The 12,791-nt window shown below is 61.3% G+C and carries 9 protein-coding genes; 5 read left to right on the top strand and 4 right to left on the bottom strand.

All coding sequences use genetic code 11. The annotated features are described in order from the left end of the window. Positions 1-59: 59 nt before the first annotated feature. A complete protein-coding gene (locus tag AC4PS7_RS10065; RefSeq protein WP_021491523.1) occupies positions 60-1,484 on the bottom strand; it encodes an aminotransferase-like domain-containing protein in 1,425 nt (474 codons plus the stop codon). Positions 1,485-1,644: 160 nt separating this feature from the next. Between AC4PS7_RS10065 and AC4PS7_RS10060 the strand changes: the two genes are divergently transcribed. From AC4PS7_RS10060 to AC4PS7_RS10040, 5 genes are read left to right on the top strand one after another with little or no spacing between them, the layout of a single operon-like run. Continuing rightward, complete coding sequence (locus tag AC4PS7_RS10060) at positions 1,645-2,538, top strand: DMT family transporter (RefSeq protein WP_162098521.1); 894 nt, start codon at positions 1,645-1,647, stop codon at positions 2,536-2,538. A 26-nt stretch (positions 2,539-2,564) separates the two neighbouring features. Next, complete coding sequence (gene moeB, locus AC4PS7_RS10055) at positions 2,565-4,427, top strand: molybdopterin-synthase adenylyltransferase MoeB (protein WP_154974156.1); 1,863 nt, start codon at positions 2,565-2,567, stop codon at positions 4,425-4,427. Positions 4,428-4,442: 15 nt separating this feature from the next. Beyond that, positions 4,443-5,357, top strand: coding sequence for a PLP-dependent cysteine synthase family protein (locus tag AC4PS7_RS10050; RefSeq protein WP_029529061.1), 915 nt, complete (start codon positions 4,443-4,445; stop codon positions 5,355-5,357). A 37-nt stretch (positions 5,358-5,394) separates the two neighbouring features. After that, positions 5,395-6,387, top strand: a complete 993-nt coding sequence (locus tag AC4PS7_RS10045; RefSeq protein ID WP_010208483.1) for a serine O-acetyltransferase — start codon at positions 5,395-5,397, stop codon at positions 6,385-6,387. Positions 6,388-6,389: 2 nt separating this feature from the next. Further along, positions 6,390-7,118 (top strand): alanyl-tRNA editing protein, encoded by a 729-nt coding sequence (locus tag AC4PS7_RS10040; RefSeq protein ID WP_010208482.1) that lies wholly within the window; start codon positions 6,390-6,392, stop codon positions 7,116-7,118. A 136-nt stretch (positions 7,119-7,254) separates the two neighbouring features. Here the strand turns inward: AC4PS7_RS10040 and prpD are convergent, their stop codons facing one another. The 3 genes from prpD to acnD all read right to left on the bottom strand — a co-directional run bounded on the left by prpD (position 7,255) and on the right by acnD (position 12,653). Beyond that, positions 7,255-8,739, bottom strand: a complete 1,485-nt coding sequence (gene prpD, locus AC4PS7_RS10035; protein WP_021491519.1) for a 2-methylcitrate dehydratase — start codon at positions 8,737-8,739, stop codon at positions 7,255-7,257. Between the two features lie 119 nt (positions 8,740-8,858). After that, positions 8,859-10,049, bottom strand: a complete 1,191-nt coding sequence (gene prpF, locus AC4PS7_RS10030) for a 2-methylaconitate cis-trans isomerase PrpF (RefSeq protein WP_010208477.1) — start codon at positions 10,047-10,049, stop codon at positions 8,859-8,861. Between the two features lie 9 nt (positions 10,050-10,058). Then, a complete protein-coding gene (gene acnD / locus AC4PS7_RS10025) occupies positions 10,059-12,653 on the bottom strand; it encodes a Fe/S-dependent 2-methylisocitrate dehydratase AcnD (protein ID WP_010208475.1) in 2,595 nt (864 codons plus the stop codon). Positions 12,654-12,791 lie beyond the last annotated feature (138 nt).

Genomic DNA, 12,791 nt, shown 5'->3' with positions numbered 1-12,791 from the left:
CTCCAGCCTACAACGCGGTCGAATGTGGGCGGGCTTGCTCGCGAAGAACGATCACGCAGTTATAGGTGAAACCTTCCACCGCCCTGCCCCAACGCGGTCGCCAGCGCATCAAACCCCGCCCTCAGCAACTGATCATCCCCCGACGTATTGCAGATACTCGCCCGAATGAACTGCGGCACCGCCGTCTGTCCCACGGCGAACGCCTCGGCGGTGGCGATCAGGTAATTATTCTGCTTGAGCTCCGCCTCAATTTCCGACGCTCGCCACGGCTCCGGCACTTCAATCCAGAAATGTGGGCTGTTGAGGTGGGTGCGGTATTCCAGCCCGGTCAGCAAGTCGCGCACCAAGGCTTTGCGTCGGCTGATCTCGTTGATTTGTTGGCGCAACAGGTATTCCGCCGTGCCGTTTTCGATCCACTGGGTAGCCAGTTCCAGGGTGACGGGCGTGGCCATCCAGCAAGTCGAACGCAGCGCCGCCGAAATACGGCTGACCAACGCCGGTGGCGCATGCACATAGCCCACACGCAGCCCGGCTGACACGGCTTTGCTGAGGCTGCTGATCAAAATCGTCCGTTCCGGGGCGAAATGACTGAGGGGCGGCGGCCGGTCTTCGACCAGTACACCGTGGGCTTCGTCTTCAAGAATCAGCAGATTGTGCTCGCGACACACTTTGACCAATGCTTCGCGGCGCGCCACCGAAAGTACCGCCGTGGTGGGGTTCTGAATAGTCGGGGTGCAGTACAGCGCTGAAACCCGGTGATTTCGACAGACTTCGTCCAGCGCACTCGGCAACACGCCTTCTTCGTCCATCTCCAGGCCGATCAACCGGATACCCAGCATCCGCGCAGCGGTGATCAGGCCCGGATACGTCAGTTGCTCGGTGACCACCGTATCGCCGGCCCGCAACAGCGCCATCATCGAGCACAGCAAGCCGTGCTGGCCGCCATTGACGCAAATAACTTGTTCGGGGATCGGGTGAAAATCACGCTGCACCAGCCATTGCGCGCCCGCTTCACGGTAGCGCGGCAGGCCGGCATCCGGGGTGTAGGCACTGATGTCCTGGAGGAATTTGGTGTTGGTCGACAGGGTCTGGAAGCTCTGGGCCAGGAAAACGGTCTCTTGACCCGGAATGTGCATATTGCGGCTCATGTCGAAGTACTGGCGCGGCTCTTCGCTGAAATTGCGAAAGCCTTCGTCGCGCTGGCGCTCCATTCCACGCTTGCGCACGAAGGTGCCGTCACCGACGCGCGCCACAACCAGCCCCAGGCGTTCCAGTTCGCCGTAGGCTCGGCTGATGGTGCCGATCGTCACACCCAGGTTGTCGGACAGCACCCGATGGGGCGGCAGTTTTCGTCCTGGTTCAATCAAGCCTTCAAGGATGCCCCGTTCCATGACATCGGACAGGCGCTTGTACTTCACGCCCTGACCGTTGGACAACCCCTCACGCATAATTGACACCATGTCAATATTTGTTTTGACAGCCATCTTTCGCCCTAATAGTGTGCTTTTACGGGTTCAATCGCCGAATTTTACAACTCATTACAAGCTCAATATAGAGTTCAATTCCGGCTCAGGGAAGCAATAAACGATGCCAATGTCCGCCGTTCTCGAAAACACCGCCAAGACCAAAACCCAAAAACAGTGGTTGGCCGGGCTGATCACCAGCGTGATGTTCCTGATCGTGTGCCTGAGTTGGGGCACCACGTGGCTGGGGATCAAGATCGCGGTGGAGAGCGTGCCGCCACTGACGTCCGCCGGTCTGCGCTTCCTGATCGCCTTCCCGTTGTTCCTGTGTTTTGCCATGGTGCGTCGCGAGCCGATCCTGTTCCCCCGTGAAAGCCGCTGGTTCTTCGTGTTCGTGACCCTGTCCTACTTCAGCGTGCCCTACTACCTGCTCAACTACGGCGAGATGCACGTGTCGTCCGGCCTTACGGCGCTGCTGTTCAGCTGCATGCCGGTGTTCATCCTGATCTTCTCCGCATTGTTCCTGCGCGAGCGCATCTACCTTTCCCAGGTGGTTGGCATCGGCATCGGTTTCGGCAGCCTCTACATGATCATCAAGAGCCAGGGCCTGCACCTGGACCATGCGGAGTTCTTCGGCGTACTGGCAATCCTCACCGCCGCGATCATGCATGCCCTGTGCTACGTGATTACCAAGCAGAAAGGCAGCGCGATCAGTGTGATCACCTACAACACCCTGCCCATCGGCATTGCCGGGCTGATGCTGTTCGTCGCCGGACTGTGGTTTGAAACGCCGACCTTCGAAGCCATCACTCTCCGTTCCTGGGGCGCGCTGTTCTACCTGGGCCTGGTGGCTTCGGTGGGCGGCTTCATCGTTTACTTCATGCTGCTCAAGCGCTTGAGCCCGATCATCCTGTCGTTTGTGTTCATCATCTTTCCGGTGTTCGCGGTCATCATCGGCGCCTGGTACGAAGGCGTATCGATTTCCCGCGACCTGATGCTGTATTCGGCCATCCTGCTGGCCGGTTTTGCGATCACCAAATTGCCGGTAGAAAAACTCCTGGCCAAGAAAAATTGACCCTTCTACAACCCTGCGAGAGAAACATGGACGTCCTCCGCCCAAAAGCCCTGGAACAGATCTACGCCCACGCCAGCCGCAGCTACCCCGAAGAATGCTGTGGCTTCGTCTTCGCCGACGGCAGCGTGTACCTGGGCAGCAATATCCAGAATGAGCTGCACCGCAAGCACCCCGAGATGTACCCGCGCAGCGCGGCCAACGGCTACACGTTTTCGGTGGCCGACACCCTGCTGATGAACAAGGCGTTTCGCAGCGACAACCCAGTGGTGGTGATCTACCACTCGCACCCGGATGTGGGTGCCTATTTCAGCGACGAAGACCAAGACAAGGCGCTGTTCATGGGTGAGCCGATCTACCCCGTCAGCTACCTGGTGGTCGACGTTCGCCGGGGCCAGGCGCTGGGCTCCAAGCTGTTTGCCTGGGATGGCAAGCATTTCGCTCTTCAACCTTTCAACGACCTGCACACGGAGTTGTCCATGAACGCTGTCTCTTTCCCCGACATTCTGGTTCGCGTGGCCAAGCTGCCGGAATCGACCCTTGAGGGCTCCGGATCGACATTGCGCGAAGTCATTGAAAACCTCTGCAGCAGTCACCCGCAGCTGCGCCCCCACCTGTTTCACGAAAAAAACCACCAGCTCAAGGAGCACTTCCTGTTCACTGCCGAGGAAGCATTGATCGGTGCTGATGACCCACTGCCGGAAAAAGCCAAAATCGAAGTGCTCCTGGCCACGTCCGGCGGCATGGACGTCGACGCGCTGAGTAATGAAGAAGTACAACGCTATGTGCGCCACATCACCCTGCCAGGCGTGGGTCGCGAAGGTCAGTTGAACCTCAAGAAAGCCAAGGTGCTGATCATCGGCACCGGCGGTCTGGGTTCGCCCATCAGCCTTTACCTTGCGGCTGCCGGCGTAGGCACCCTGGGACTGGTGGACTTCGATGTGGTCGAAAGCAGCAACCTGCAACGCCAGATCGTCCACGGCAACAGCACCCTCGGCATGCCCAAGGTGGAATCCGCCAGGCAGCGCTTGCAGGACCTGAACCGCCATATTCAGATCAACGCCCACGACACCGCCCTGAACGCCGACAACGCGCTGGAGCTGGTGGGCGCCTACGACCTGGTGATCGACGGCACCGACAATTTCGATACCCGCTACTTGGTCAACGACGCATGCGTGCAACTGGGTAAGCCCTTGGTGTACGGCGCGATCTACCGCTTCGACGGGCAGATCAGCGTGCTCAACTACAAAGGCGGGCCGTGCTACCGCTGCCTGTTCCCCAGCGCACCGCCTGCAGAACTCGCGCCCAATTGCAGTGCCGGTGGGGTGATCGGCGTGCTGCCCGGTGTGGTCGGGATGATCCAGGCCACCGAGGCCATCAAGCTACTGATCGGTATTGGTGAACCGTTATCCGGTCGTCTGATGCGCTTCGACGCGCTGGCGATGAAATTCAGTGAAATCCGCTTCAAGCGCCGCGCCGACTGCCCGTGCTGCTCAGCGCTGCGCCACAGCGAGACCCGGGCACCGGCCGCCTGCGCAGATACCATGCCCAGCCCACCGTCGCTGGCCGAAGAGCGCTATATCAAGCCGCAGGTACTCAAACAAGTACTCGAACACCACAGCAGCGCCGATGTGCTGTTGGATGTGCGCGACGCCAGCGAACTGGAAGTGTGCAAATTGCCGGGCGTGGTGCATATCCCGTTGGCCGAGCTGGACGGCCACCTGGACCGCCTCAGCCGGGACAACACCCACTACCTGATTTGCTACGCCGGCACCCGCGCGGAGCAAGCCGCAAGTACCTTGCTGGCAGCCGGTTTCGCCAATACCAAAGTCCTGCAGGGCGGCATGAAGCACTGGGTTCGCGATGTCGAACCCGACATGCCGTTGTATTGAGGCGAGGGCTGAATGATGTTGCATAACTCCATTCTCGACGTGATCGGCCAAACGCCGATCGTGCGCCTGGCGCAGTTTTCCGAAGACCTCGGCATCGAGGTCTACGCCAAGCTTGAGTCCCTTAACCCCGGTGGCAGCCACAAGGCGCGCATCGCCCTGGGCATGATCCTCGACGCCGAGCGCCGGGGCGTGCTGATCCGCGATTCCGGGCAGACCATCATCGAACCCAGTGGTGGCAACACCGGCATCGGCCTGGTGATGGCCGGCAATGTACTGGGCTACAAAGTGGTGTTGGTGATCCCCGATAACTACAGCCCCGAAAAGCAGAAGCTGCTGCGTTTATATGGGGCCAAGGTGGTGCTGTCGGACAGTCGCCTGGGTAACAATTCCCATGGCGAAAAGTGCATGGAACTGCAGCTGGAAAACCCCAGCTACGTGATGCTCAACCAGCAACGCAATGGCGCAAACCCACAGACCCATCGCGACACCACCGCACCGGAAATCCTGCGTGCCTTTGGCGAGAAACGCGCCGACTACTTTGTCTGCGGCATCGGCACTGGGGGGCATATCACCGGCATCGGCGAAACCCTGAAAACCGCCTGGCCGGAGCTGCGCGTCATGGGCGTGGAACCGGAAGAGTGCGACCTGCTGAAAAACCAGCACGCGCCGCATCACATCCAGGGCCTGTCGATCGGTTTGATCCCGAGCATCCTCAACCTGGACGTGATCGACGGCATGCTCAAGGTCTCGCGCCAGGACTGCATCGACATGATGAAACGCATCATGCGCACCGACGCCATCAGCCTGGGCCTGTCGTCCGCCGCCAACATGGTGGCCATCGCCAGGCTCGCCCCCGAACTTCCACCCGAAACGGTGGTGCTGACCATGGTCTACGACAATGCCGACAGCTACCTGCCCGGTTTCGAATAAACGGGTGTCCAGCCAACCAGAATGCGGGGGTGCCCCCATGGGCGGTTTTATCGACATGCAACAGCTGCACGATGAGTTGCTTACCCACCTCATCAAGACCCTCACACCCGCCCAAATGAAACAACTGGAACCGCACCTGGCCCCGCTGATCCAGAACGCCGCCCAGGCGGTGGCTGAGGACCTGATCGCCTATGCCTACCGTGATCCGGCCTCACGCGGCCGCGGCGATTTAATCCTGGAGTCCTACGCCTCGTTCAAGGCGGTACTGTATTATCGTCTGGCGCACCTGGTGTGGCATTTCCCGAACCAGACCAATAGTGTGTTTTCGCGCATTGCCCTCAAGCTGAGCAACCAGGGCAAGGTGCTTTCCGGTGCCGAGATTCACCCAGCGGCACGCATCGGCCGACGCTTCGTGCTGGACCACGGCTACGGCACGGTGATCGGCGAAACCTGCGAGATCGGCAACGACTGCTACATCCTCTGCGGCGTGACCCTGGGCGCCCGAGGCATCGCCAACAACCCCGACGGCAAGCGCCACCCACGCCTGGGCAACAACGTCGAGGTAGGCTCCGGTGCCCGCGTGCTGGGCTATGTGCTGATCGGCGATAACGTGTTTATAAGCCCGTCCTGCGTGATCACCCAGGACGTCCCCGCCGGCACCAAGGTGAAGGTGGTGAACCAGATCCAGCTGCAAAAAAACGATGAATCGGACCACAGCAACTACCTCGGAGCCTTCGCCCTGGAAGAGCGATTGCATGTGGTGGGCGAGATCAACGCCAGCCATAAGGTGACAGTGCTGGACGCCGACTTCCACCCTTTGCCGGGGCTGATGCTGGAGCCCACGGTGAAGGAGCGCCACCACCTGCAATTTCGCTTGCATCGCGTCGAGTCGGGCAGCCATTTACCGCGCTTGCCGCTGAACCTGAAAGTCTGCGGCCCGGAATTTGAAATTACCCTGCTCTCCCCCCCTGGCTTGAGTGCAATGGTGCGCTCCCTGCTGCAAGCCAGCCCACTGATTGTCGGAGGTTGAACATGTCCGTGCACACCATGGAAACCCTGGCGCTGTTCGACAGCGCGCCCTACCAGAATGCCTTCAGCGCCCGGGTGATTGCCGTCAGCGAACACGGCATCGCCCTGGAGCACACGTTGTTCTACCCCACTGGCGGCGGACAGCCAGGCGACACGGGCCATTTCACACTGGCGGACGGTACGCGAGTCGAGGTCACCGGCACTGTGCGCGATCCGGTACTGCGCTCGATCATCTGGCACCAGGTGGAACACTGCCCCACGCAGTTGACTGCAGGCGTACAAGTAGATGCAGGCCTCGATTGGGACCGGCGCTACCAGCACATGAAGATGCACACCTGCCTGCACCTGCTGTGCTCGATCATCGACGCACCGGTCACCGGCTGCAGCATCAGTGCGGACAAGGGCCGACTGGATTTCGACCTGCCGGAAATGACCCTCGATAAAGACAGCATCACCCGCGACCTCAATGCGCTGATCGAACAGGCCCACCCGGTGAAAACCCTGTCGATGCCGGCTTCCGAATACTCGACTCTGCTACAGATCACCCGCACACAGGCCGTGGCCCCGCCGGTGATTCAGGGGTCGGTAAGGGTGATTGAAATCGCCGGCATTGATATCCAGCCGTGTGGGGGCACCCATGTGATCAACACCGAAGAAATCGGCCGGGTGTTCTGCGAGAAGATCGAGAAGAAGAGCAAGCATAACCGCCGGGTAATCCTGCGATTCGAGTGAACACGGTCAACTGTGGGAGGGGGCTTGCCCCCGATTGCAGTCTGTCAGTTGAGGCAGCGGGCACTGCCCCACTGCTATCGGGGGCAGGCCCCCTCCCACATTCATAGGGTTTACACAGATGAATACGGGGTGTCTGCTAGATCACGAACAGGTCCACGAAGCGGTTCACTGGCGTTGCTTCAAGCCGTGCCTGGTCCTTGCACAGTGCAAAAATCTCGGCACTGCGCTGCCCGGTGAACCGCGTCGCCAGGTTGGCCTTGAACTTGTCTTCCAGCAACGGAATGCCCTCCACCCGACGACGGCGATGGCCAATCGGATATTCCACCGCCACCTGTTCCGTGCAGCTACCGTCCTTGAAAAACACCTGCACCGCATTGGCGATGGAACGCTTGTCGGCCTCCAGGTATTCGCGGCTGTAGCGTGGGTCTTCGACGATGACCATCTTGTCGCGCAACTGATCGATGATCGGATGGGCGGCGTGGAATTCGTCTTCGTACTGCTCGGCCACCAGGTTGCCGAACGCCAACGGCACGGCGGTCATGTATTGCAGGCAATGATCGCGGTCAGCGGCGTTGGCCAGTTGGCCGACCTTGGAGATGATGCGAATCGCCGATTCATGGGTGGTAATCACGATGCGGTCGATTTCATGCAGACGATCTTTCACCCATGGATGCAATGTCACCGCTGCTTCGCAGGCCGTTTGCGCATGGAATTCGGCGGGGAAGCTGATTTTGAACAGTACGTTTTCCATCACATAAGTGCCGTAAGGCTGGGACAGGCTGAACGCGCGTCTATCCTCCGGCTTGAGTGCCAGGTCCTTGTTGGTGTGGCTGAACAGCACGTCGTAGAACCCCCACTGCGGCGCGCTCAGTACGCCAGGAATCCCCATCTCGCCACGCATGGCGATATCCGCCAGACGTACGCCGCGACTCGACGCATCCCCCGCCGCCCAGGATTTTCGCGAGCCGGCATTCGGCGCATGCCGGTAAGTTCGCAATGCCTGCCCATCGACAAACGCATGGGACAAGGCTGCCAGCAATTGCTCACGGTTGGCGCCCATCAGCTTGGCGGTGACAGCCGTGGAGGCGACTTTCACCAGAAGTACATGGTCGAGGCCTACGCGGTTAAAAGAGTTTTCCAGGGCAATTACGCCCTGGATTTCGTGAGCCATGATCATCGCTTCCAGCACCGCGCGCACGGTCAACGGCACGTCGCCATTGGCCACGCGCTTTTGCGACAGATGATCAGCCACAGCGAGGATGCCGCCGAGGTTGTCCGAGGGGTGACCCCATTCGGCAGCGAGCCAGGTGTCGTTGTAGTCAAGCCAACGCACGATGCAGCCGATGTCCCACGCGGCCTTGACCGGATCCAACCGAAACGACGTGCCCGGCACCCGCGCGCCAAACGGCACCACCGTGCCCTCGACGATGGGCCCCAGGTGCTTGGTGCACTCGGGAAAGCGCAGGGCCAACAGGCCACAGCCCAGGGTGTCCATCAAGCAGTTGCGGGCGGTGTCCAGCGCATCCCGGGAGTCGATGCGGTAGTTGAGGACATAGTCAGCAATATCCTGCAGAACCTGGTCGTAGTCCGGGCGGTTGTTCTGGTCGACGTTGGCGCTCATGGCAGTTCTCCAAAAGGTAGGTGGGGTGACAGTCCTCGGGCTAACGGTTGATGGGGTCATGGCCGGTCTGATCGCCAGCCTTGGGATAGAAGCCCCCACTGTGGGAGCAGTATCGAACCTTAGAAAGCGTCGCCGGGAACGCGGACGAAACCTTCCATCAATACGCGCGCGCTGCGGCTCATGATGGCTTTCTTCACCACCCATTCGCCGTTGACCTGAGTGGCTTCAGCGCCCACGCGCAAGGTGCCGGACGGATGCCCGAACCGCACCGCGTTGCGCTCCACACCTCCGGCAGCCAGGTTGACCAAAGTCCCGGAAATCGCCGCCGCTGTGCCAATCGCCACCGCCGCCGTGCCCATCATCGCGTGGTGCAGCTTGCCCATGGACAGTGCGCGCACCAGCAGGTCGACATCCCCGGCATTGATTGCCTTGCCGCTGGACGCCACGTAGTCCGCAGGCTTGGCCACGAACGCCACCTTGGGGGTGTGCTGACGCTGGGCGGCTTCGTCCAGGTGTTTGATCAGGCCCATGCGCAAGGCGCCATACGCCCGCACGGTTTCAAACATGGCCAGGGCTTTCGGGTCGCTGTTGATCGCGCCTTGCAGCTCGGTGCCGGTGTAGCCGAGGTCTTCGGCGTTGATGAAGATCGTCGGGATACCAGCGTTGATCAGCGTGGCCTTGAAGGTGCCGACGCCGGGCACTTCCAGGTCGTCGATCAGATTGCCGGTGGGGAACATCGAACCACCGCCGCCCTCTTCTTCCGCCGCCGGGTCCATGAACTCCAACTGCACTTCGGCGGCCGGGAAGGTCACGCCGTCCAGTTCGAAATCACCGGTTTCCTGCACCGCGCCGTCAGTGATTGGCACGTGGGCAATGATGGTCTTGCCGATATTGGCCTGCCACACCCGCACCACCGCCACGCCGTTGTGGGGGACGCGGGCCGGGTCGACCAGCCCGGCGCTGATGGCAAAGGAACCGACCGCCGCCGACAAGTTGCCGCAGTTGCCGCTCCAGTCCACGAAGGGCTTGTCGATGGAGACCTGGCCGAACAGGTAGTCCACGTCATGATCGGCGCGGGTACTTTTGGCCAGGATCACCGTCTTGCTGGTGCTCGATGTCGCGCCGCCCATGCCGTCGATCTGTTTGTCGTAGGGATCGGGGCTGCCGATCACCCGCAACAGCAAGGCGTCGCGCGCAGCACCCGGCACCTGCGCCGATTCGGGCAGGTCCTGGAGGCTGAAAAACACGCCCTTGCTGGTGCCACCACGCATGTAGGTGGCGGGTATCTTGATTTGCGCTACGTGTGCCATGGTGTCCTCTCAGGCCGTCGCTGCCGATTCCAGGAAGTCCTGGGCAAAACGTTGCAACACGCCGCCCGCTTCGTAGATCGACACTTCTTCGGCGGTGTCCAGGCGGCAGGTCACCGGCACTTCGACACGTTCGCCATTCTTGCGGTTGATTACCAGGGTCAACTGCGCACGCGGAGTGCGTGCCCCCACCACGTCATAGGTTTCGCTGCCGTCGATCTTCAGGGTGTGGCGATCCGTGCCTGGCAGGAACTCCAGCGGCAGCACGCCCATGCCCACCAGGTTGGTGCGGTGGATGCGCTCGAAACCTTCGGCGGCAATCGCTTCCACACCCGCCAGGCGCACGCCCTTGGCCGCCCAGTCACGGGACGAGCCTTGGCCGTAGTCGGCGCCGGCGATGATGATCAGCGGCTGCTTGCGCTCCATGTAGGTTTCGATGGCTTCCCACATCCGCGTGACCTGGCCTTCCGGCTCGATCCGCGCCAGGGAACCCTGCTTGACCTTGCCGTTCTCAACCACCATTTCGTTGAACAGTTTCGGGTTGGCGAAGGTCGCGCGCTGCGCGGTCAAATGGTCGCCACGGTGCGTCGCGTAAGAGTTGAAGTCGACTTCCGGCAGGCCCATTTTCGCCAGGTATTCGCCGGCGGCGCTGTCGAGCATGATCGCATTCGACGGCGACAGATGGTCAGTGGTGATGTTGTCCGGCAGCACCGCCAGCGGGCGCATGCCCTTGAGCGGACGGGCACCGGCCAGCGCGCCTTCCCAGTAAGGCGGGCGACGGATGTAGGTGCTTTGCGGGCGCCAGTCATACAGCGGCGCGACTTTCGGGCCGGTGTCTTCGTGGATGGCAAACATCGGGATATACACCGCGCGGAACTGCTCCGGCTTGACCGAGGCCTTGACCACCGCGTCGATCTCTTCGTCGCTCGGCCAGATATCCTGCAGGCGGATTTCCTTGCCGTTGGCGTCGAGGCCGAGCACGTCTTTTTCGATGTCGAAACGGATGGTGCCGGCAATCGCATAGGCCACTACCAGCGGCGGCGAGGCGAGAAAGGCTTGCTTGGCATAGGGGTGGATACGCCCGTCGAAGTTGCGGTTACCCGAAAGCACGGCGGTGGCATACAGGTCGCGGTCGATGATTTCCTGCTGGATCACGGGGTCGAGCGCACCGGACATGCCGTTGCAGGTGGTGCAGGCAAATGCGACGACACCGAAACCGAGTTTTTCCAGCTCATGACCCAGGCCCGCTTCTTCCAGGTACATGGCCACGGTTTTCGAGCCGGGTGCCAGGGACGATTTGACCCACGGCTTGCGCGTCAGCCCCAGCTTGTTGGCATTGCGCGCCAGCAGGCCGGCGGCAATCACGTTGCGTGGGTTGCTGGTGTTGGTGCAACTGGTGATGGCTGCGATGATCACCGCGCCGTCGGGCATTTGGCCCGGCACTTCATCCCACTGACCGGAAATGCCCTTGGACGCCAGGTCGCTGGTGGCAACGCGGGCATGCGGGTTGCTTGGACCGGCCATGTTGCGCACGACGCTGGACAGGTCGAAAGTGAGGCCGCGCTCGTATTGCGCACCTTTCAGATCATCGGCCCACAGGCCGGTGTGGCGAGCGTATTGCTCCACCAAGGTGACTTGTTCGTCTTCACGGCCAGTGAGCTTGAGGTAGGCGATAGTCTGCTGGTCGATGTAGAACATCGCCGCAGTGGCGCCGTACTCCGGGGCCATGTTGGAAATGGTTGCGCGGTCGCCCAGGGTCAGTGCCGAAGCACCTTCGCCGAAGAACTCCAGCCAGGCACCGACCACTTTCTGTTTACGCAAGAACTCAGTCAGCGCCAGCACCATGTCAGTCGCGGTGATACCCGGCAACAGCTTGCCGGTGAGCTCCACACCAACGCTTTCCGGCAGGCGCATCCATGAGGCGCGGCCGAGCATCACACTTTCCGCTTCCAGGCCGCCGACGCCAATGGCGATCACGCCCAGCGCGTCTACGTGAGGCGTGTGGCTGTCAGTGCCGACGCAGGTGTCCGGGAACGCCACACCGTCGCGCACCTGGATCACCGGGGACATTTTCTCCAGGTTGATCTGGTGCATGATGCCGTTGCCGGGCGGGATCACGTCGACGTTCTTGAACGCCTTCTTGGTCCACTCGATAAAGTGGAAACGGTCTTCGTTGCGACGGTCTTCAATGGCGCGGTTTTTTTCGAACGCGTCCGGGTCGAACCCACCGGCTTCGACGGCCAGGGAGTGGTCGACGATCAGTTGGGTTGGCACCACCGGGTTGACCTGCGCCGGGTCACCGCCTTGCAGGGCAATGGCATCGCGCAGACCGGCGAGGTCGACCAGGGCGGTCTGGCCGAGGATGTCGTGGCACACCACACGCGCCGGGAACCACGGGAAGTCGAGGTCGCGCTTGCGCTCGATCAGTTGGCTCAGGGACGCGTTGAGGGTGGCCGGGTCGCAGCGACGCACCAGGTTTTCCGCGAGCACGCGGGAGGTGTAAGGCAACGTGGCGTAGGCGCCGGGACTGATTGCATCGACCGCCGCGCGGGCGTCGAAGTAATCCAGGCGGCTGCCGGGAAGCGGTTTGCGGAATTCAGTGTTCATCGTCAGGACTCGGTCACGGTGGTTGCAAAAGGAGCCCACGGATCCTGGGAGGCAATGCGATCAAAAGGTGGGAGCGGGCTTGCTCGCGAAGGCGGTTTAACAGTCGCCATGTGTTTGAATGACACACCGCTTTCGCGA

The organism is Pseudomonas sp. DW-iso3 (genome assembly GCF_058725305.1).
This window is presented reverse-complemented; position numbering and strand designations above follow the sequence as displayed.

Coding starts and splice junctions, on each gene's coding strand:
- acnD (WP_010208475.1), bottom strand. CDS start 12,653: ATGAACACTGAATTCCGCAAACCGCTTCCCGGCAGCCGCCTGGATTAC.
- moeB (WP_154974156.1), top strand. CDS start 2,565: ATGGACGTCCTCCGCCCAAAAGCCCTGGAACAGATCTACGCCCACGCC.
- prpF (WP_010208477.1), bottom strand. CDS start 10,049: ATGGCACACGTAGCGCAAATCAAGATACCCGCCACCTACATGCGTGGT.
- AC4PS7_RS10040 (WP_010208482.1), top strand. CDS start 6,390: ATGTCCGTGCACACCATGGAAACCCTGGCGCTGTTCGACAGCGCGCCC.
- AC4PS7_RS10065 (WP_021491523.1), bottom strand. CDS start 1,484: ATGGCTGTCAAAACAAATATTGACATGGTGTCAATTATGCGTGAGGGG.
- prpD (WP_021491519.1), bottom strand. CDS start 8,739: ATGAGCGCCAACGTCGACCAGAACAACCGCCCGGACTACGACCAGGTT.
- AC4PS7_RS10045 (WP_010208483.1), top strand. CDS start 5,395: ATGGGCGGTTTTATCGACATGCAACAGCTGCACGATGAGTTGCTTACC.
- AC4PS7_RS10050 (WP_029529061.1), top strand. CDS start 4,443: ATGTTGCATAACTCCATTCTCGACGTGATCGGCCAAACGCCGATCGTG.